Source organism: Stenotrophomonas sp. WHRI 8082 (assembly GCF_040223995.2).
In the GTDB taxonomy this organism is placed as follows: Bacteria; Pseudomonadota; Gammaproteobacteria; order Xanthomonadales; family Xanthomonadaceae; genus Stenotrophomonas.
The window spans coordinates 1,367,315-1,387,286 of the sequence record NZ_CP167826.1; the positions used below are offsets into that span (position 1 = coordinate 1,367,315).

General features: G+C 67.8%; 17 protein-coding genes. 11 read left to right on the forward strand and 6 right to left on the reverse strand.

Translation table 11 applies throughout. From position 1 onward, the window contains the following. Positions 1-86 precede the first annotated feature (86 nt). Positions 87-602, forward strand: a complete 516-nt coding sequence (locus ABRP17_RS06135; protein WP_188325123.1) for a PH domain-containing protein — start codon at positions 87-89, stop codon at positions 600-602. Beyond that, positions 599-2,143 carry a PH domain-containing protein gene (locus ABRP17_RS06140; protein ID WP_349985904.1) on the forward strand — a complete coding sequence of 515 codons (1,545 nt, stop codon included), beginning with the start codon at positions 599-601 and terminating at the stop codon, positions 2,141-2,143. Before ABRP17_RS06135 ends, ABRP17_RS06140 begins: the two co-directional genes overlap by 4 nt. A gap of 153 nt (positions 2,144-2,296) precedes the next feature. Here ABRP17_RS06140 and ABRP17_RS06145 read toward each other — a convergent pair whose 3' ends face one another. Continuing rightward, on the reverse strand, positions 2,297-3,349 hold the full coding sequence (locus ABRP17_RS06145) for a CDP-glycerol glycerophosphotransferase family protein (RefSeq protein ID WP_349985906.1): 1,053 nt from the start codon (positions 3,347-3,349) through the stop codon (positions 2,297-2,299). Between ABRP17_RS06145 and ABRP17_RS06150 the strand changes: the two genes are divergently transcribed. From ABRP17_RS06150 to ABRP17_RS06160, 3 genes are all read left to right on the forward strand, one after another. Beyond that, a complete protein-coding gene (locus ABRP17_RS06150) occupies positions 3,350-4,156 on the forward strand; it encodes a glycosyltransferase family 2 protein (protein WP_188325125.1) in 807 nt (268 codons plus the stop codon). It abuts the gene before it with no gap. A gap of 145 nt (positions 4,157-4,301) precedes the next feature. Next, positions 4,302-5,576, forward strand: a complete 1,275-nt coding sequence (locus ABRP17_RS06155) for an O-antigen ligase family protein (RefSeq protein ID WP_349985908.1) — start codon at positions 4,302-4,304, stop codon at positions 5,574-5,576. Continuing rightward, a complete protein-coding gene (locus tag ABRP17_RS06160) occupies positions 5,569-6,456 on the forward strand; it encodes a glycosyltransferase family 2 protein (protein ID WP_349985910.1) in 888 nt (295 codons plus the stop codon). Before ABRP17_RS06155 ends, ABRP17_RS06160 begins: the two co-directional genes overlap by 8 nt. Before the next feature lie 7 nt (positions 6,457-6,463). Here the strand turns inward: ABRP17_RS06160 and ABRP17_RS06165 are convergent, their stop codons facing one another. The 5 genes from ABRP17_RS06165 to def form a co-directional block, all read right to left on the reverse strand. Further along, on the reverse strand, positions 6,464-7,738 hold the full coding sequence (locus tag ABRP17_RS06165) for an O-antigen ligase family protein (RefSeq protein WP_372486970.1): 1,275 nt from the start codon (positions 7,736-7,738) through the stop codon (positions 6,464-6,466). Between the two features lie 117 nt (positions 7,739-7,855). Further along, the gene (locus tag ABRP17_RS06170; RefSeq protein ID WP_349985912.1) at positions 7,856-9,577 is read right to left on the reverse strand and encodes a glycosyltransferase family 39 protein; all 1,722 of its coding nucleotides are present in this window, start codon (positions 9,575-9,577) and stop codon (positions 7,856-7,858) included. A gap of 25 nt (positions 9,578-9,602) precedes the next feature. Then, entirely contained in the window at positions 9,603-10,934 is a 1,332-nt protein-coding gene (gene rsmB / locus ABRP17_RS06175; protein WP_188325129.1) for a 16S rRNA (cytosine(967)-C(5))-methyltransferase RsmB, read from the reverse strand. A 4-nt stretch (positions 10,935-10,938) separates the two neighbouring features. Next, a complete protein-coding gene (gene fmt, locus ABRP17_RS06180; RefSeq protein WP_349985914.1) occupies positions 10,939-11,862 on the reverse strand; it encodes a methionyl-tRNA formyltransferase in 924 nt (307 codons plus the stop codon). Between the two features lie 134 nt (positions 11,863-11,996). Next, positions 11,997-12,509: a peptide deformylase gene (gene def, locus ABRP17_RS06185; RefSeq protein ID WP_188325131.1), complete on the reverse strand. Its 513-nt coding sequence runs from the start codon at positions 12,507-12,509 to the stop codon at positions 11,997-11,999. A gap of 131 nt (positions 12,510-12,640) precedes the next feature. Here def and ABRP17_RS06190 point away from each other — a divergent pair, with 131 nt between their 5' ends. The 6 genes from ABRP17_RS06190 to ABRP17_RS06215 all read left to right on the forward strand — a co-directional run bounded on the left by ABRP17_RS06190 (position 12,641) and on the right by ABRP17_RS06215 (position 19,955). After that, the gene (locus tag ABRP17_RS06190; protein WP_349985917.1) at positions 12,641-13,780 is read left to right on the forward strand and encodes a LysM peptidoglycan-binding domain-containing protein; all 1,140 of its coding nucleotides are present in this window, start codon (positions 12,641-12,643) and stop codon (positions 13,778-13,780) included. 78 nt (positions 13,781-13,858) lie between these two features. Continuing rightward, on the forward strand, positions 13,859-15,028 hold the full coding sequence (gene dprA / locus ABRP17_RS06195; RefSeq protein ID WP_188325133.1) for a DNA-processing protein DprA: 1,170 nt from the start codon (positions 13,859-13,861) through the stop codon (positions 15,026-15,028). Continuing rightward, positions 15,025-15,498 (forward strand): DUF494 family protein, encoded by a 474-nt coding sequence (locus tag ABRP17_RS06200; RefSeq protein ID WP_188325134.1) that lies wholly within the window; start codon positions 15,025-15,027, stop codon positions 15,496-15,498. Before dprA ends, ABRP17_RS06200 begins: the two co-directional genes overlap by 4 nt. A 39-nt stretch (positions 15,499-15,537) precedes the next feature. Further along, positions 15,538-16,305 (forward strand): pilin, encoded by a 768-nt coding sequence (locus ABRP17_RS06205; protein WP_349985919.1) that lies wholly within the window; start codon positions 15,538-15,540, stop codon positions 16,303-16,305. Positions 16,306-16,358: 53 nt separating this feature from the next. Next, complete coding sequence (locus ABRP17_RS06210) at positions 16,359-17,288, forward strand: RDD family protein (RefSeq protein ID WP_349985921.1); 930 nt, start codon at positions 16,359-16,361, stop codon at positions 17,286-17,288. Positions 17,289-17,480: 192 nt separating this feature from the next. Beyond that, positions 17,481-19,955, forward strand: a complete 2,475-nt coding sequence (locus ABRP17_RS06215; protein WP_188325137.1) for a DNA topoisomerase I — start codon at positions 17,481-17,483, stop codon at positions 19,953-19,955. Positions 19,956-19,972 lie beyond the last annotated feature (17 nt).

Genomic DNA, 19,972 nt, shown 5'->3' on the forward strand with positions numbered 1-19,972 from the left:
GCTCGGCGAGCGCAGCGGGCCCTTCGCGGATCGACCCCACCGGGGCAGGCTTCTGCGCTACACAAGCCACCTGCTACCTTCTGCACATGCCTGACACCCCCATGACCTCATCGCCCTCCCCTGACGCCACGCCGGACGGCTGGCAGCTGTTGCCGGTGCGCGCCGCGCGGCTCGCGGCACTGGGCGGCCTGCCCGCGGGCGCCCTTTTCCCCGGCCTGCCTTTCGCTGCTGCATGGTGGCTGCTGGACCTGCCTGGCGGCCTGCCCGCCGCTGCAGCGTGGCTGCTGGTCGGCGCACTGATCGGCGCGCGCATCAGCTGGCGCCGCGTGCGGCGCACCTGGTGGCGGCTGGATGACAGCGGGCTGGGCCTGCGCCGCGACCTGTGGTGGCAGCGCGACACCCGCGTGCCGACATCGCGCGTGCAGCACCTCGACGTGCGCCGCGGCCCCCTGCAGCGACGCGCGCGGCTGGCGACGCTGGTGGTGCATACCGCAGGCAGCCGCTTCAGTGCGGTGGTGCTGGATGGATTGGACGAGGATGACGCCGAGCGGCTACGCGATACGCTTGCCCGCCAGCTCGACCAGGACGCCGACGCCCTGTGAGCAGCGTGCCACCGCCGATTCCGGCCACCGATGCCGAGCGCCGCCTGCATCCGTGGTCCTGGTTGTTCGTCCTGATCATGCAGCTCCGGCAGTATCTGCTGCCGCTGGCGGCGCTGCTGGTGTTCGGCCAGCGCGGTGACCGCGATCCGTTATGGGCGCAACTGATCCCGCTGATCGTCATCGCCTGTCTGGTACTGGCCTCGGTGCTGCAGTACCTGAGCTACCGCTACCGCATCGGCGAGGATGGCATCACGATCCGCAGCGGCGTGTTCGCGCGCAACCGGCGCGAAATCCCGTTCGCGCGCATCCACAACGTGGTCGTGCACCAGAACCCGTTGCACCGGCTGTTCGGCGTGGCCGAGCTGCGGCTGGAGTCCGCCGGCGGCAATCGTCCGGAAGCGGAAATGCGGGTGCTGCGGATGGACGAGGCCCTGGCGCTGGAACAGCGCGTGCGCCATCGCGGGCCGGTGATGGCGCACCCCACACCGGACGGCGATCCGGGCACGCCCCCGCCGTTACCGGAAACCGACACGCGCCACGTGCTGCTGCGCATGAGCAGCATCGAAGTCATCAAGCTGGGCATGCTGTCCAACCGTGGCTGGGTGATGGTGGCCGCCGCGCTCGGCGCGCTGGTGCAGGTGGTACCGCGCGACCGCATGGATACGTTCGTGGAGTACGGCGGGCGCGAGGCCTTCGGCTATGCCAACGGTCTGCAGCCCGGCATCACCGGCATGCTGGTCATTGCGGCGGTGCTGCTTCTCGCCGGCTGGGTAGCACTGCGCGTGCTCTCGGTACTGTTGGCGCTGCTGCGCTATTACGGCTTCGAGTTGAGTGAACAACAACGACGGCTGACGGTCAGTACCGGCCTGCTGAGCAAGGTGCGCAGCAGCGTGGCGCTTCGCCGCATACAAGCCTGGACGCTGAGCGAGACCACGCTGCAGCGCTGGGCCGGGCGGCGCCAGCTCAGCGTGGACAGCGCGGCCAGCCAGGGCAACGATGAGCAACAGCAGCGCGGGCTGCGCGAGCTGGCTCCGTTGGCCGCACCGGCTGACTGCGATGCGCTGGTGCAGCACCTGCTGCCCACCGTGCGGTGGCCGCCAGCGCTCTGGCATCCGGTGGCGCTGCGCGGCAGCTGGCGGCTGTGCGTGACCAGCCTGTGGCTGACCCCGCTGCTGGCGGCGGGCCTGACATGGCGCTGGGGCGGGATGGGCCTGCTGGTGTTGGCCTGGTTGCCGGTTGCGCTGTGGACAGCGCGCTTGCAGATGGCGCGCATCGGCTGGCATCTGGATGATCGCTACGTGGCGCTACGCGGCGGCTGGTGGCGGCGCTGGTGGCGCTGGGCGGAACTGGACAAGTTGCAGGCGCTGCGGTTGTCACGCTCGCCGTTGGATCGCCTGCTGGGGACCAGCAGCGTCTGGCTGGATACCGCAGGTGCGCGCGGTGATGTGGCGCTGTGCCTGCGCTACCTGCCGCAGGCGCAGGCCGCCGACGTATTGGAGCAGTTGGGCCGTGCGCTGGCGCGGCGGCAGTTGCGTTGGTAAGGGAGCGGTTAACGCGCCGGCCGCTGCGCTCGCCGACCATGGGTCGGCGCTACCGGGATGATCGCCGTAGCGCCGAGCCGTGCTTGGCGGACTGCAGGGATCGCGCGGGGTGCGGAGCAGCCGACTGAAGTCGGCTCTACCCTGCCTTGGGCGTCAGCCCTTCGGGCCCCAATAGCCCAGGTCCTTGCGGATCTGCAGATTGCGCAGCCAGCTGCCCAGCGGCTTGCGTGCCAGCGTCCCCAACGCGCCGGACACGAACGCATCAGTGGCTGCGATGACCCGCTCGCTGGATCGTCCGTCCCGCCACGGGTGGATCGCATCGGCATACCGCGTGATCTCGGCCTGCAGCGCGGCCGTGGGGTGCAGCGCCTGCTCCAGCATGGCCGGCAACTGCGCCGCATCATCGAAGTCGATCATGTGCGGCTGCGGCACGCGGTTGCGGAAGGTCACCACCGGCTTGTGCTGGACGATGAACTCCGAAACGATCGACGAGGTATCAGACACCAGCACGTCGGCTGCACGCTGCGCAGCCATCACCTGCTCCGGCTCGACGAAGCAGGCATTCGCGCCGGCCAGCGCGCGGTACTGCGCGAACAGCTCCGGGGCGCACTTGGGATGCAGGGTCAGCAGCCAGTAGTGCTGGCCCGCCGCGATGTCGGCGGCGATCTGCGGGTACAGATGCGGGGCTGCACTCAGGCGCTCGGTGAAGGTGGAGCCGAACAGCACCACCGGTCGCCCGGCCGCCGGAGCACGCAGTGCGGCGCTGGCTCCACCGTCGTCGCGGAACAGGGGGTCCAGCTTCGGCCAGCCGGTTTCCACCACGGCGAAATGACCCTGCTCCGCGGCCATCGCCTGGAACGGCGCGGTGGTCGCCGGGCCCTGTGTGCAGTACAGATCGAACATGCCGCGCACCCGGAAGTGCCCCCGTGCACTGTCCCGCTTCTGCACGTTGAAGCCATGGAACAGCTGCACCTTGGCACCGGACAGGAAGGTCGGCACCCAGTTGGCGGCACTGAACACGGCCTGCGGGCGCATCGCCAAGGCCTCGCGCAGGCCGACGCTGGCCACCCCCGGCAGCCGGCTACCGGCGGCGCCATCTTCGAACCAGGCGGCAACCTCATGCCCGGATGCGTGCAAGGCCTCGGCCAACGGGGCGAGAATAGGCAGCGCGTAACGCTCCGTCGCAAACAACAGGTACCCGGCCATATGTCCTCCACGACCGCCCACAACGAACGGCCTCGCATTTCGGCCTGCATTATCGCGTTCAACGAGGCGGGGCGCATCGGCGACTGCCTGGCCTCGCTGGCATTCTGCGATGAGGTGGTGGTGGTCGACTCGCAGTCCACCGACAACACGGTGGCCCTTGCCGAGGCGGCCGGGGCCCGCGTGCTGCAGCGCCCGTTCCAGGGTTTCCGCAGCCAGAAGGCCTTCGCCGTAGAGCAGGCACGCCATGACTGGGTGCTGTGCCTGGATGCCGACGAGCGGGTCAGCGATGCCTTGCGCGCGGCCATCGAGCAGGCCCGCGACGGCGGGTTCGCGGAGCACCACGGTTACCGCTTCGCCCGCCTGTCGGAGTACTTCGGCCGCTTCCTGCGGCATGGCAATGCCTACCCCGACCGCGTGTTGCGACTGTTCGACCGGCGCCATGGCGGCTGGCGCGGCAAGCGCGAGATCCACGAAGCCGCCAGCGTGGACGGCCGCGTCGGCACCCTGCGTGGCGACCTCATCCACTACCCCTATCGCTCCCTGCAGCAGCAACTGGCGAAAACAGAAAAGTACGCGCGGATGATGGCCGAGCATGAGTTCGCGCGCGGCAAACGGGCCACCCTGCCCAAGCTGGTGCTCGCACCCGCTTGGCGTTTCTGGCGTGGTTTTGTGTTTCGAGGGGGCTTCCGCGATGGCTGGCACGGGCTGGTCTACGCCTACGTGCGCGCCAACTACGTGCGGCAGAAGACCATCATGCTGTGGATGCTGCAGCACGGCCAGCCGGTGGCCGACCCGCCGACACCGTAGCCGGATCGCCACTCCGCAGGACGCCTGACGCTTGGCCGCATTGCCGCAACGCGTCGCCATACGCACGCCACTGTCAGCAACACCCCGCCTTTTTGCAACATTCCTCATAGAAGAGGATCGCAGCGGGCCATAGCATGCCCGCCCCATGACCCCATCGACTGCCCTCGTCCGCGATGCGCGTTCGCGGCTGCTCGTTGCAGGCCGTGGCTGCGTGGTACTGGCACTGTTCTGCGTCCCGCTCAACAAGCCGCTGACCTCCTGCTTCATCGTCCTGGCCGGCTTGGCGTCGCTGGCCGGCGCCGAAACGCGCGCGCGCTGGCGACAGGCTTGGCATGACCCCATCGCCAAGGGGATGCTGGTGTGGGCCGCCGTGCTGCTGGCCAGTGCGCTGCACGCGCTCGCGGCCGGCCATGGTGGCAGCGCGCTGCGGGGCTCGTCGCTGTGGACGTTCCTGCTGCCGATGGTGGTCGCCTCCCTGCTGCAGACATCGCAGCAGCGGTGGCACGCGCTGTACGGCTTCGCTGCAGGGACGACACTGGTGTTGCTGGCGTCCTGGTTGATGGCTGCCGGGCTGCTGCCCCAGCGCGCCATTGCCGAACAGATGGCCAGCATGCGCAACACCGTGTTCAAGGAATACACCCAGCAAGGCCTGGCCACGCTGTTGCTGGCCGCGTTCGCGCTCTCGCGCCTGCCGCGTGCCGCCACCCGGCCGCGGCACTGGCTGGCCATCGCCATCGCCGTGCTCGCCCTGCTCAATGTCGCTCTGCTGCTGGGCAGTCGCACCAGCTACCTCGCGGCCGTGCCCCTGCTGCTGTACTGGCTGTGGGTCGTGTGTCGTGCGACCGCGTGGCGGTGGCGCATGCACCTGCCGGTCATCGGCCTGTGCCTGGTAGTCGGCGGCAGTGCCGTTGCCGTGTCGGACATCGGCGAGCGGTTGCTGCGCTCGGTATCCACCGAAGTGAGCCGTTACGCGCAGCACGGGGATGCGACGTCCAGCGGCACCCGGCTCTGGTTATGGCAGCACACCGTCGACATGGTCAGCGAGGCCCCGATGCTCGGGCGGGGGCTGGGCCAATGGCGGCCGCAATACCAGACGCGGATGGACGACATCCAAGGTGCAGCGCCGTTCATTGTCGCCCACCCGCATCAGGAATACCTGTTGGTGCTGGCCGAAGAAGGCGCGCTGGGTTTCGCTGCCTTGCTGATCCTGCTGGTGCTGCTGGCCCGCGTGATCCAGCGGCTGCCGGCACCGCAGCGTCACTTCTTCAACAGTGTGCTGATCCTGTATCTGGTCGCCGGGCTGGGCAATGGGCTGGTTTCGGACTACACCCACCGCAACACGTTCGTGCTGCTGCTGTCGTGCATGCCCGCCGTCGCCGTGTGGGCGCGAAGAAGCGCCCGGGCCGACCGCCATGGCTGACCCGACGCTCGCGCGCGTGACCGTTGTCTGTGTCACCTACAACAGCGCACCGGTCCTGCCCGCCCTGGCCGTCACCCTGGCGCGCTTCCGCAACGTGGTGGTCATCGACAACGGCAGCCGCGACGACACGTTGCACCAGTTGCGCGACCACGTGCCGCATGCGCGGGTGATCGCCCGCACCGACAACGCCGGCTTCGGCGTCGCCAACAACCAGGCGATGCAGCGGGTTGAAACCGAGTACGCGCTGCTGCTGAATCCGGATTGCCAGATCGAACCGCACGCCGTGGACCTGCTGCAGCAGACTCTGGATGCACATCCCGATGCAGGCATCGTCGCTCCACAGGGCTGGCGCAGCCTGACCGTGCCACAGAAATCATGGCGGCCCGCCTTCTTCAGGTCGCAGCCTCCCGGTCAGTACTGTGTGCCGGATCAACTGGTGGCAGCCGAATGGCTGCACGGCAGCTGTCAGTTGGTGCGCACGCGTGCGTTCGCCGCAGTCGGCGGGTTCGATCCTGCGTTCTTCCTGTACTACGAAGACGATGACCTGTGCCTGCGCATGCAGCAGGCGGGGTGGCGCTGCCTGCTGCAACCGGCCGCACGTGCCTTGCATCCCGGTGGCGCCTCGTCCGCGCCCAGCGTGCGCACGACCTTCATCAAGCAGTTCCACTACGCCCGCTCACGACAGATCGCCCTGCAGCGTTATGTCAGTGGCGGCGCAGCGTTTGCGCATCGCGCGCGCCTGCTGGTGGCCTGGCTGCCGGCCACTGTCCTGTATGCGCTGATCCTGCAGCGCCAGCACGCCAGCAAATGGTTTGGCTGGGGCTTGGCCGGGCTATGTGCTGCCTTCCACCTCGACGGTATCGCCAACCGGATCCGTTGAGACGCTGTTACACCCGGTTGCGCTGGTGACGCAGGCCTTCCACGCGTGACAGGCCGGCCAGCACGCCGACGATGGACGCATAGAAGCTGGCGGTGATCTGGTGCGCGAACATCGACTGGGTCAGGCCGCACAACACGTAGCAGACCACGATCATCACGCCTGCGGCCGCCGGGCCGCGGAAGGTCGCCCGCCCGCTGTGCCGATGCAGCCCCAGGAACAGCCACAGCGGCACGCCATAGACCGCCAGCAGCAGCAGTGCGCCCAGGACACCCTGGGTTGCGCCCCACTCGGCCAGATCGTTGTGCGCGTGCCCAAGGTGGCAGCGTGCCTCGAGTGGATCGTCACGGCACACCGGCAGGCGCTGCATCGCGTTGTCGAAATGGCCAACGCCGACGCCGGTCAGCGGGTGGTCCAGGAACGTGTCCCACGCCACCTGCAACCGCTCCACGCGCGCCCCTGCGGAGGAATCCGCATCGCCGCGTTCCAGCCGCTGCACATCACTGTGCAGCTCGGTCAGGCGCACCTGGTGGCGCAGCTCCGGCACACTCACCACTGCCACGACCGACAGGCCCAGCAGTGCCGCCAGGATCAGCAGGCGCCGCTGCAGCGATCCCCAGCGCAGGGTCAGCGCCATCACCAGGAACACTGCGAGCAGTGCCAACAGCGCCCCGCGGCTGCCGGTGAGCACCAGCGTGGCGCAGCCCAGCGCCGCCGCTGGCAGGCCCCACGCCCAGCCCCGCACGCCGTGCGGACGACAGAACAAGGCCAGCACCAGCAGCATCACCACCATGTCGGCGAGCACGATGGCATTGGTGAACAGGTCAGCACGCGGCGCACCGCCCAGCACCTGCCGCAGCGACAGCCCGAACACGAGCAGCAGGCCCACCACGGCACCGCGCCACAGCCAGCGCAGGCGCAGTTCCAGCGCGCACACCCACAGCGCGATCCACGGCATCACGAAGAAACGCGAGCGGTTGTCCACGTCGCGGAATCCATGCTCGAACAGCACGACCGACAGCACACCGGCCGCCAGCACGGCCAGCATCAGCCAGGCCAGCACGCGGATGCTGCGCCCCGCATCGGCGCGGGCGCGCCACAACAGGTCAGGCACCATCACCGTGCTGACCAGCAGCAGCAACCCGAACGGCAGCAGGTTGGCCGGAGTGGAGACCACCAAGGCCGGCAGCAGCAACAGCCCCAGGTGGCCGAGCCCGTGGGCGAAGCGCACGCGCGGTGGCTGCGGCAACCGCGCACGGGGGGTGGAGGAATCGTAGGGCGGCAGGCTCACGGCAGGATCATCGGATCAGGTCGGCAACGGAAAGGGATACTGCACAGTGAACGCCCAACACGCGCTGTCCAGCAGTACCAGCGGTCAGCGCGGCGGCGTCAGCGGTCGCCTTCACTCGTTGGCCTGCCGCGACTGCATGGCATGCTCGCGCACCAGCTCCTCGGCGGTCGCCTCGCAGGGCACGGTCACCGCTTCGGCCCGCACCAGCCACCAACGACGCCGATTGGCGATACCGGCCAGCTCGGCTCGACTACGGTCCACGCAGGCCAGCAGGGCATCTTCCTGCACCAGCAGCCAGCGCGTGGCCGGTGCCTGCGCCTGCCACGCCACGCCTTCGCGCAACTGCAGGTCCCATTTTTTCTGGAAGCCGAACGTCGCGGCGGGTCGGTCGGCCATCAGCAGGTTCTGTTCTTTCCACGCCACCAGGCCCAGCTCGGCGTCGACACCGATGCGCTCACCGACACGGTGCATGAGGCCGCGTGCCGAACTGGAATCGTTCAGATGCGGGTAGCCGACCAGGCTGTACAGCACCCAGATCACCGTCAGCGCCGATACCACGCCGATGTGGGCGCGCGGCCGCCGCCATACCAGCAGGCTGGCCAGTGCCCAGCAGCCCATCGCTACCGCCGCCCAGGCCAGCGACGCGGTCACTGAACTGTCGATGCCGCGCGACCCCATCAGCTTCGTTTCAAAGCCCGGCTGGCCCGTCAGCATGGCGATGCCCGCGCCCAGCGTCAGCACGGCAAGCAGTGCGGTGAAGCCGGTCAGCATCCACTGCACGCTGCGCTTGCGCAGCAGGCCGGGCACCAGCGGTGCCAAGGCCAGGCAGAACATCGGCAGCGACGGCAGGATGTAGACATCGCGCTTGCCATCGGGAATGGAGAAGAACAGCACGATCAGCGCCCACCAGCCCAGCAGCACCAGATAACGGGGGTCGCGCCGACGCAGGCGCCGCCACCAGGCCGGGATCGCCCATGGCACCGCCAGGAACGCCGGAATCCACATCGACGGCATCGTGGCGAGGAAGTACCACCATGGCTGGTGGTGGTCCCACGACTGCGAATACCGCTTGGCCGTCTGCCGGAACAGGATGTCGTCCATGTAGGCGCGGTACTCGGCCGAGCCGGTGGACAGCGCGGCGACCACCATCGGCACCAGCCACAGGGCGATCGCCAGCAGGAACACCAGCGGTGCCACCCAGAACTGCCAGCGGCGCACGCTCAGGCCCACGCCACGCCAGCCCCACACCGATGCCAGCGCGGCCGGCACGATCATCAGCAACGCGACCACGCCCACGCCCTTGGTGATCACCCCCAGGCCGGCGGCGAACCAGCCCAGCCACCACCAGCGCCACGCCGGCCCCAGCAACAGGTGCCGGATGAGGCCATAGTTGGCCAAGGTGATGAAAAACACGATCAACGGATCGATCTGTGCCTTCTTCGCCTGGAAGGTGAAGTGCAACGCGAACAGCAGGGTCCACGCGGCATACAGGCCGACCCGGCGGGTCCACAGTCGGCGCCCCAGGTCATGCACGCACCAGAGCGTGCCCAGCGCAGCCAGCAGGGACGGCAGCAGGAAGGCGATGCGCCAGTTGCCGATCAGCGAATACAGCGTGGCCTGCCACCACATCAGCATCGGCGGCTTGTCGGAGTACAGCTCCAGGCCGCGATGCGGGAACAGCCAGTCGCCGCTTTCCACCATCTGCCGTGCCACCAGCGCGAAACGCGGTTCGTCCGACGGCCACGGGTCGCGCAGGCCCAGCCCCGCACCGAGCACCAGCAGGGCCATGACGATCAACAACCAGGATTCGCGGGAAGCGCGTGTCTTCAGCATGGGCACGGCAGTGATAAGGAAGGGGTCAGGCGTTTTTTAACAGACGCGCGTAGAAAAAGCCGTCGCCGCCATCATCACCCGGCAGCCGCTGGCGACCAACCCCTGCGCAGTCCATGCCGAACCCGTCATCGAGCGCGTCTGCAGTGGCGTCTGCGTGCCACTTCAGGAAGGCCTGCACCTGATCCACGTTTTCGGCGCGCAGGATCGAGCACGTGGCATACACCAGCACGCCACCCGGGCGCAGCATCGTCCAGCACGCTTCAAGCAGGCGGGCCTGGATGCCTACCAGCACGTCGATGTCTTCGGCACGACGGTGGAACATCACATCCGGCTGGCGGCGGATGATGCCGGTCGCCGAACAGGGCGCATCCAACAGGATCGCGTCGAACGGCGTTCCGTCCCACCACGAACGCGGATCACTGGCATCGGCGGCACGCACCTGTGCCTCGGCGCCGACGCCGGTGCGGGTGAATGTGTCCTTGACCCGCGCCAGCCGACGCGCGTCGATATCCAGCGCCAACAGGCGCAGCGACGGATCGCGCTCAAGCAGGTGCGCCGACTTGCCACCCGGCGCGGCACAGGCATCCAACACCCGGGCGCCGGCGGGCGGGGCCAGCGCATCGGCCGCGCACTGGGCCGAAAGGTCCTGCACCGACAGCGCGCCTTCGGCAAAGCCGGGCAGCTGGTTGACCGGCGTGGACGCGGCCAGGCGCACGGCATCGGCGCTGACAGGACTGGGTTCGGCCTCGATGCCGACGGCGGCCAGCGCGGCCAGCGTCTGCGCACGGTCACCCTGCTGCCGGTTGACGCGCAGCCACAAGGGGGCCGGCTGCAGGCTGGCGGCGAAGATGGCATCGGCCTGGCCGGGCCAATCCGCTTCGATGCTGTCGGCCAGCCACGCGGGGAACGCATCGCGCGGCGGCTGCGGTGCAAAGCCTTCGCGCTGCGCACGGCGCAGGATCGCGTTGACCAGGCCGGCCTGGCGCTCACGGCCGAGTGCACGCGCCGCATCGACCGTGGCCGACAGCGCCGCGTGGGCGGGCAGCTCCAGCACATCCAGCTGGGCGAAGCCCACCATCAGCAGGGTGCGCAGGTCGGCATCGCGTGCGGACAGGGGCTTCTGCATCCAGCTCGCCAAGGCGGCATCGTAGGTGCTGCGACGACGCAGCACGGCGAAGCACAGCGCCTCCAGCAGCGCGCGGTCGCGCGTGTCGGCCAGCTTGGGCAGCGCCCAGTTGAGCTCGGCCTTCAGCGAACGGCCGCGGGTGAAGACCTGGGCCAGCACGCGCGCAGCGAGCATGCGCGTGGCAGCGCCCGGCGCGGCGTTGGACACAGACAGATCAGCTTGCTTGCTCACCGGCTCAGGCTCCCGCACGCAGGTCGCGTCGTGCGTTGAGGTAGTCGGCGGCGGTGATCGCCTTGCCGCCTTCGCGCTGCAGCACACGCAGTCGCAGCGCGCCGTGGCCGCACGCGATGTCGATGCCCTCGCGTGCAGCGGCGATCACCGTACCCGGGGCATGGCCGCCGTTGTCCTCCAGTGCGACCGCGCCGTGGATGCGCACGCGCTCACCCGCCAGCTGCGCTTCAGCGATGGGCCACGGATTGAACGCACGCACCGTGCGCGCCAACACGTCGGCATCGGCCGTCCAGTCCAGCCGGGCTTCGGCCTTGTCCAGCTTGTGCGCATAGGTCACGCCTTCGGCCGGTTGCGGCTGCTTGACCGGGATCAGGCCGGCGCGCAGCAGGCCCAGGCCGTCGGACAGCACCTGCTCGCCCAGTGCGGCCAGCTTGTCGTGCAGCTGTCCGCCCGTGTCGGTGGAGCTGATCGGCAGCGCCTGCTGCAACAACACCGGGCCGGTATCCAGGCCCGCTTCCATCTGCATCAGGCAGACGCCGGTCTGTGCATCGCCGGCCTGGATCGCACGCTGGATCGGCGCGGCACCGCGCCAGCGCGGCAGCAGCGAGGCATGCACGTTCCAACCGCCATGGGTCGGGATGGCCAGCACGGCCTTCGGCAGGATCAACCCGTAAGCCACCACCACCATCAGGTCCGGCTGCAGGTCACGCAGCTGCTGCTGGGCCGCCTCGTCCTTCAGCGATTCCGGCTGGTACACCGGAATCCCACGCGCCACCGCTTCCAGCTTCACCGGCGAAGGCGCCAGGCCACGGCCACGGCCGGCTGGACGGTCCGGCTGGGTGTAAACGGCCACCACTTCGTGATGGCGTGCAGCCGCGCGCAGCGACGACACCGCGAACTCCGGCGTACCGGCAAAGACAATCCTCATGGTCACCCCGTTATGCAGGTGGAAACCTGCAGGCAGAAAATGGGCGCCGATGTGCGGCGCCCTTGGGTCCGTCCGCGCACGCCACTGGCAGGCAGACAGTGGGCACCACCGCGGGTGGCGCCCCGTTGTTACGGTCAGGCGACGTGCCGGCGCTGCTTGGCCAGCTTCTTGCGCACCATCTCGCGCTTCAGCGGCGACAGATAGTCGATGAACAGCTTGCCGTCCAGGTGATCCATTTCGTGCTGCACGCAGACCGCCAGCAGACCCTCGGTGGTCAGCTCCTGCGGCTGGCCCTGGCGATCCAGGAAGCGCACGGTGATCTGGTTGGCGCGGGTGACGTCGGCAAAGATGCCGGGCACCGACAGGCAGCCTTCCTGGTACACCTGGCCACCGTCGTGGGCGACGATCTCCGGGTTGATGAAGACCATCGGCTGGTTCTTCTCTTCGCTGACGTCGATCACCATGAAGCGCTGGTGCACGTCGACCTGGCTGGCGGCAAGGCCGATGCCCGGGGCGTCGTACATGGTGTCGAACATGTCCGACAGCAGGGTCTGGAAGGCCGGCGTGGTGACCTCGGCGGCATCGATCAACACGGCCTTGGTGCGCAGGCGCGGATCGGGGAACTCGAGAATGGGAAGCAGTGCCATGGCTGTAATCGTCTGGTGGGGGCCGGTCAACGCCGGGCTGCGTTGCAATTCTATCGCCAACGCTTGCCCTGCGCCCCGGTTTCTGGACTATAGTGCGGCAACCTGTTGGGGAATCAGGGCTGACCACTCTTATGTTGCTACGAATCCGCACGGTCGTCGCCGCGGCGATGTTGACCGTTGCCGCCTATGCTACCGCCGTTGAAATGAACGGGCACCCGACCACCTATGTCGTCCAGAAGGGCGACACGTTGTGGGATATCTCTGCGCGTTTCCTGAAAAAGCCTTGGCTTTGGCCGGAAATCTGGCAGGCGAACCCACAGGTGGCGAACCCGCACCTGATCTATCCGGGCGATGTACTCAGCCTGGCGTACCTGGACCGCGTCGTCGCGAGCCAGCAGCCAGGGCCGCGCCAGGAGGCACCGATCACCGGCATTCCATTGTCGGAAGTCGAGCCGTTCCTGAAGCAGTTGAGCGTCGTCGATCGCATCGACAACCTGCCGCACGTCGCTGGACTGGAAGACAACCGTCTTCGGGCCACGGCCGGCCAGGTGGCCTATGTGAAGGGACTGGACCAGGCCGCCGTGGGCCAGCGTTATGCGGTGGTGCGTCCCACCGTCCGCTATGCGCTGCCGAAGGCGACCGAGGACCTGACCGCCAATGGCCATGTCACGCCGGGCAGCGGGAACCTGTGGAAGGACTTCACCATCCCGAACAAGCGTCCGCACCAGGTGCTGGGCTACGAGCTCGCCAAGGTCAACGTCGGCACCATCACCGCGGTGCCCTCCGGCCGCGTGGACGTGGCGACGCTGGCACTGCAGGGCAGTGGCGATGGCCGCGAAGTACGTGCCGGTGACCGCATTGTGCCGGTGGAAGCCACACCGTACGACCTGCAGTTCTTCCCGCATGTGCCGGCTGCCGGCACCGAAGGGCTGGACGTGCGCGTACTGGCGGTAACGGACATGTTCCTGTCCGGCGGCCCGCGTGACGTGATCGCGCTGTCTGCCGGCCGCCTGCAGGGCGTGGACAACGGCACCGTGTTCTCGCTGTGGCGCTTCGGCAGCCACGTGAAGGACCGGATGAAGGCGCCCAACTCGTCGCAGATGGACGATGCACGTGCCGACGGCAACAACCGCGTCAGCCTGCCGGACGAGTACGCCGCGCATGCGATGGTGTTCCGCACCTTCGACAACGTCAGCTACGCGCTGGTGATGGAAGGGATCAAGCCGGTGCAGCTGGGCTACAGCGCGCGCCACCCGGACGCCACGCAGTAACCGCTGCCGGATTCGTCCGACAGCAGATGCCAACGGCGCCCTAGGGCGCCGTTGTTGTTTCCGCGCCACGCTGCGGCCATGGACGAACACACCCCAGCCCTGCTCACCTTGATCCTGGCCGGGGGCAGTCTGGCCTCGCGGCGGGCCCTGGCCGCTGCCCGACCGACCGTGGCTGCGGCATTGCACGCGGGCCCCGTCGCCTGGCGGCAGGCCGGCTGTTCGGCCGCCCAGCAACAACACTTGGCCAGCCCCGATCACGCTGCCATCGAACGTGCCCTGCGATGGCTGCAGCAGCCGGGCCACCACTTGATCGCCGCCGACGATGATGGATTCCCGCCACTGCTGCGCGCAGCACCGGAACCGCCCTTGGCGCTGTTCGTGGACGGCGACCCCAGCCACCTGTGGCATCCGGCCATCGCCGTGGTCGGCAGCCGCTCGCCGACGCCGAGCGGCCGGGCGCTTGCGGCAGAGTTCAGCACGGCGTTCTCCCGTGCGGGACTGGCGGTGACCAGCGGCCTGGCGGCCGGCATCGACGCCGCCGCGCACCGTGCCGCGCTGGATAATGACGGCATCACCGTCGCGGTGGTGGGCAACGGGCCGGACCATGTCTTCCCCCTGCATCACCGCAGCCTGCAGGCTGCCGTCGCCAGCCGCGGTGCGGTGGCCAGCGAGTACCTGCCCGGCACCCCGGCGCGGCCCGCCTACTTCCCGGCCCGCAACCGGCTGGTGGCCGGGCTCAGCCTGGCCACGGTGGTCGTCGAAGCAGCAAACCGCTCCGGCGCGCTGATCACCGCCCGCCTGGCGGCAGAAGCCGGTCGCGAGGTCTGCGCCCTGCCCGGCTCGGTGCGCAATCCCCGCGCGGCCGGCTGCCATCGGCTGATCCGCGAGGGTGCCGCCCTGGTGGAGTCGGCGGATGAGGTCATGGCCCTGATCGCCCCCGCCTTGGCCGACGCCGTCCCTGACTTGCAAAGGCATCTGGCCACCCCCACTGAACAGGGACGGCGAGCCCGCCTTCCGCCCACACTGGCCTCCGACCCGGACTACCAGTGCTTGTGGAAACTGCTCGACCACGACCCAACCCCTGCCGATTCATTGATCACACAGTCCGGATTGACGGCCGCTCGGCTGTCCTCCATGCTGCTGGCCATGGAACTGGCGGGTATCGTGGTGTGCGAACACGGCCGCTACTGTCGAAACCCTGGTTTCCCAACCTCCACAGCGTCGATGACGCAGGCCGAGGGGCAATGAAAGAGAGCATTCTCGATGTACTGCTGTACCTGTTTGAACACTACTTCAGCGAAGACGCTGACCTCATCCGTGACCGCGATTCCCTGCAGAACGGCCTGATCCAGGCGGGCTTCAGCCCAGCCGAAACAGCCAAGGCGTTTGATTGGCTGGATGCCCTGGCCGCCCAGCGGCCCGCCGTTTCGCATACGCGCGTCGACGGCCCGGTGCGCATCTATCACGGTCCAGAGCTCGACAAGCTGGACGTGGAGTGCCGGGGCTTCATCCTGTATCTGGAACAGCACGGCATCCTCGATGCGGACCAGCGCGAGCTGGTGCTTGATCGGGCGATGGCGCTGGACCAGGACGAATTGGATCTGGACGACCTGAAGTGGGTCGTGTTGATGGTGCTGTTCAATCAGCCTGGCTCGGAAGCCGCTTATGCGTGGATGGAAACCCAGATGTTCATGGACGAGCCAGAACCCCTTCACTGACCGTACACTGCACCCCTTGCGCATACAGGGGGCGTTCACGTGAGCGAGTGGTTCCACGCCGAGGGCAGTCGGCAGGTCGGCCCGGTTTCCAGTGAGGAAATCGGGTCGCTGTTCAGAGACAACCGTATTGGACTGGACACGCTGGTGTGGCGCGAGGGCTTGCCTGCGTGGCAGCCCCTGCGCAGCGTCGTGGCCGAACTCGGCCTGACGGCCGTGCCACCTGCTCCGCTGGCCCCTCCCGTGCCACCGGCGCCCGATCCCACGATACCGCCACCGGTCTCGCCGGCGTCGATCGTGCCTGACAGCAGCCCGTACGCCGGGCCCGGCGTCAGCCGCGTACCGCCCATGGCGATGCAGCCTGCGAAGAAAGGGCTGTCCGGCTGCGCCTTGACGGCCATCATCGGCGGCGCCGCCTTGCTGGTGGTGGTGCCGGTGTGTGCGATTCTCGCGGCCATCGCGCTGCCTGCCTACAACGACTACACGATCCGCGCCAAGGTGGCGCAGTCGATTGCCACGTTGCAGCCGCTGAAGGCGCAGGTACAGGAGTTCCACCAGATTCACAGCCGCTGTCCGAGCAGCAGCGACCCCGGCTTCCCGGCGCACGACGCGTTCACGGCACAGGGGCTGTCCAGCGTGCAGCTGGGCCAGTTCGAGAACGCGCATTGCGGCATCGAAGCGACGCTGGGCGTGGGCAAGCCCCAACTCGACGGCGACCTGCTGTGGCTCGAATACAGCCCGGCTGATTCCGCCTGGGAATGCAGCAGCGACACGACTGATAAATACCTTCCCGTGAACTGCCGCGGCTGATGCCGGCGCAGGGGAAAACCCTTTTCACCAACACGATTTGACAGGGAAAAACGATGAGCGAGTGGTATTACGCCGAAGGCCAGCAGCGCCAGGGTCCGGTGCCGGACACCGAAATACGCCAGCTGTTCCAGCGCAGCCAGATCACCCTGGACACGCTGGTCTGGCGCGAAGGCATGGGCCAATGGGCGGAACTGCGCAGCGTGGTCGATGAGCTGCAGCTGCAGTCACTGGCGGCCGTTGCAGCCGAACCTGCCACCGGCTTCGACCTGCGCAGCGACTACGCGGCCATCGACAACGGCACCGCGCCGCTGCCGGGCACCGGGCCGCTCAGCGCCTCGCCCTACAGCGCCCCTGCTTCGGACGTAGCCTTTGCCGGTGCGATGCCGGTACACGGCGCCGAAGTGGTCTACGCCGGCTTCTGGAAGCGCCTCGCGGCCTACCTGATCGACTATGTGATCCTGACCGCGTCTTCCATGGCGATCGGCGCCATCGTCGGCCTGGGCATCGGCGGTGCGGCCAGCCTGGCGGGCGGCGGATCGACCACTGCCGGGGTGATGAGCCAGGTGATCGGCGCGCTGATCGGCTTCGGCATCAGCCTGGCCTACTATGCGTGGTTCCACGCCTCCAGTGGCGGCGCCACGCCGGGCAAGATGGCCATCGGCATCAAGGTCGTACGCAGCGACGGCGACCGCATCACCATGGCGCGTTCGATCGGCCGCTACTTCGCGACCCTGCTGAGCAGCCTCACCCTGCTGATCGGCTACCTGCTGGCGGCGTTCACCGAGCGCAAGCAGGCCCTGCACGACATGATCTGCGACACCGTAGTCGTCGACAAATGGGCCTTCACCGACCAGCCGCAGCGCCAGCGCCACGAGCTTGGCGCGGTCACCATCGTCATCCTGATCATCGGCGGCATCCTGACCGCTGGCGTGATGGTGGCCATGGTGGTGGCCATCGGCGCGATCGCCAAAATGGCCGGTTGAGCCGGCGGCGGGACGTGTCCGGCGCTTGACAGAGCGCTCACGGCATGATTCCTCTAATAAGGAGAAAGCTGAACGCCCGGCTCACCCCCGGGCGTTCAGTTTATGTATCTCGACACCGCCGCTTCACTAATGCGGCCATTTGCTCCACCCTAGCGGCCCTTACCCCTGCCGTGCGCACAGAACCCGACTCTCATGCCCAAGCACCTGCTCATCGTCGAATCGCCCGCCAAGGCCAAGACGATCAACAAATACCTCGGCAAGGACTTCACCGTCCTGGCCTCGTATGGGCATGTGCGTGACCTGATACCGAAGGAAGGCGCGGTCGACCCGGACAACAACTTCGCGATGCGTTACGACGTGATCGAGAAGAACGAGAAGCATGTCGAAGCCATCGCCAAAGCCGCAAAGGGCGCCGATGACATCTTTCTGGCGACCGATCCGGATCGCGAGGGTGAAGCCATCAGCTGGCACATCGCCGAGATCCTGCGCGAACGCGGCCTGGTCGGCGACAAGCCGATGCAGCGCGTGGTCTTCACCGAGATCACCCCGCGCGCCATCAAGGAGGCGATGAACCACCCACGCGCCATCGCTGCCGACCTGGTCGATGCGCAGCAGGCCCGTCGCGCACTGGATTACCTGGTGGGCTTCAACCTGTCGCCGGTGTTGTGGCGCAAGGTGCAGCGCGGCTTGTCGGCCGGCCGCGTGCAGAGCCCCGCGCTGCGCATGATCGTGGAGCGCGAAGAAGAGATCGAAGCCTTCATCGCCCGCGAGTACTGGTCCATCGCCGCCGCGTGCGCGCACCCGTCGCAGCCCTTCAGCGCCAAGCTGATCAAGCTCGATGGGCAGAAGTTCGAGCAGTTCACCGTCACCGACGGCGACACCGCCGAGGCGGCGCGCCTGCGTATCCAGCAGGCCGCACAGGGCAGCCTGCATGTCACCGACGTGGTCAGCAAAGAGCGCAAGCGCCGCCCGGCGCCGCCGTTCACCACCTCCACCCTGCAGCAGGAAGCCTCGCGCAAACTGGGCTTCACCACGCGCAAGACCATGCAGGTCGCGCAGAAACTGTATGAAGGCGTGGCGATTGGTGACGAAGGGACGGTCGGCCTGATCTCGTACATGCGTACCGACTCGGTGAACCTGTCGCAGGACGCGCTGGCGGAAATCCGCGACGTGATCGCCCGCGACTTCGGCATCGCCTCGCTGCCGGACCAGCCCAATACCTACCAGACCAAATCCAAGAACGCCCAGGAAGCGCATGAGGCCGTACGTCCGACCTCCGCGCTGCGCACGCCGGCACAGGTGGCGCGCTACCTCACCGACGACGAGCGCAAGCTGTACGAGCTGATCTGGAAGCGGTCGGTGGCGTGCCAGATGATCCCGGCCACGCTCAACACCGTCAGCGTGGACCTGTCGGCCGGCAGCGAGCATGTGTTCCGCGCCAGCGGCACCACCGTCGTGGTGGCCGGCTTCCTGGCCGTGTACGAAGAAGGCAAGGACACCAAGAGCGCCGACGACGAGGACGAGGGCCGCAAGCTGCCGTTGATGAAGCCCGGCGACCGCGTGCCACTGGACCGCATCAGCGCCGACCAGCACTTCACCCAGCCGCCGCCGCGCTTCACCGAAGCGGCGCTGGTGAAGGCACTGGAAGAATATGGCATCGGTCGCCCGTCGACCTACGCCTCGATCATCCAGACCCTGCAGTTCCGCAAGTACGTGGAGATGGAAGGCCGCAGCTTCCGCCCGTCCGACGTGGGGCGTGCAGTGTCCAAGTTCCTGTCCAGCCACTTCACCCAGTACGTGGACTACGACTTCACCGCCAAGCTTGAAGATGAGCTTGATGCCGTGTCGCGTGGCGAGGAAGACTGGATCCCGTTGATGGCCCGCTTCTGGGACCCGTTCAACAAGCTGGTGCAGGAAAAGAACGAATCGGTGGACCGCGCCGAGGCCAGTGGCGCGCGCGAGCTCGGCACGGATCCGAAGACCGGCAAGCCGGTCAGCGTGCGGCTGGGCCGTTTCGGGCCCTACGCGGCAATCGGCAGCACCGCCGAGGACGCCGAAGACAAGCCGAAGTTCGCCTCGCTGCGTCCCGGCCAGTCGATGCACACCATCCGCCTGGAAGACGCGCTGGAGCTGTTCCTGATGCCGCGTGCGCTGGGCCAGGACAAGGGCGAGGACGTCAGCGTGGGCATCGGCCGCTTCGGTCCGTTCGCCAAGCGCGGCAGCGTCTACGCCTCGCTGAAGAAAGAAGATGATCCGTACACCATCGACCTGGATCGGGCCGTCTTCCTGATTGAAGAAAAGGAAGAGATCGCGCGCAACCGGATCATCAAGGAATTCGATGGCAGTGAAATCCAGGTACTGAACGGCCGGTTCGGCCCGTACCTGAGCGATGGCAAGATGAACGGCAAGATCCCGAAGGATCGGGAGCCCGCCTCGCTGACGTTGGCCGAAGCACAGCAGTTCATGGAAGAGACCGGCAAGCCGGTGCGCAAGGGCTTCGGCAAGAAGGCGGCCAAGAAGACCGTGAAGAAGGAGGCCGCGCCCAAGAAGGTGGCCGCCAAGAAGATCGCGGTGAAGAAGACCACCAAGAAAGCCACCAAGAAGACCGCCAAGAAGGCGGTGAAAAAGGTTGCCAAAAAGGCTGCGGCGAAGAAGACCGCGGGCTGACACGGGGGCGTTGGCGC

Excerpts from the sequence above, each read along its gene's own strand:
- ABRP17_RS06135 (WP_188325123.1), top strand. The coding sequence starts at position 87 with ATGCCTGACACCCCCATGACCTCATCGCCCTCCCCTGACGCCACGCCG.
- ABRP17_RS06145 (WP_349985906.1), bottom strand. The coding sequence starts at position 3,349 with ATGGCCGGGTACCTGTTGTTTGCGACGGAGCGTTACGCGCTGCCTATT.
- ABRP17_RS06150 (WP_188325125.1), top strand. The coding sequence starts at position 3,350 with ATGTCCTCCACGACCGCCCACAACGAACGGCCTCGCATTTCGGCCTGC.
- ABRP17_RS06155 (WP_349985908.1), top strand. The coding sequence starts at position 4,302 with ATGACCCCATCGACTGCCCTCGTCCGCGATGCGCGTTCGCGGCTGCTC.
- ABRP17_RS06160 (WP_349985910.1), top strand. The coding sequence starts at position 5,569 with ATGGCTGACCCGACGCTCGCGCGCGTGACCGTTGTCTGTGTCACCTAC.
- ABRP17_RS06170 (WP_349985912.1), bottom strand. The coding sequence starts at position 9,577 with ATGCTGAAGACACGCGCTTCCCGCGAATCCTGGTTGTTGATCGTCATG.
- fmt (WP_349985914.1), bottom strand. The coding sequence starts at position 11,862 with ATGAGGATTGTCTTTGCCGGTACGCCGGAGTTCGCGGTGTCGTCGCTG.
- def (WP_188325131.1), bottom strand. The coding sequence starts at position 12,509 with ATGGCACTGCTTCCCATTCTCGAGTTCCCCGATCCGCGCCTGCGCACC.
- ABRP17_RS06190 (WP_349985917.1), top strand. The coding sequence starts at position 12,641 with ATGTTGCTACGAATCCGCACGGTCGTCGCCGCGGCGATGTTGACCGTT.
- dprA (WP_188325133.1), top strand. The coding sequence starts at position 13,859 with ATGGACGAACACACCCCAGCCCTGCTCACCTTGATCCTGGCCGGGGGC.
- ABRP17_RS06200 (WP_188325134.1), top strand. The coding sequence starts at position 15,025 with ATGAAAGAGAGCATTCTCGATGTACTGCTGTACCTGTTTGAACACTAC.
- ABRP17_RS06210 (WP_349985921.1), top strand. The coding sequence starts at position 16,359 with ATGAGCGAGTGGTATTACGCCGAAGGCCAGCAGCGCCAGGGTCCGGTG.
- ABRP17_RS06215 (WP_188325137.1), top strand. The coding sequence starts at position 17,481 with ATGCCCAAGCACCTGCTCATCGTCGAATCGCCCGCCAAGGCCAAGACG.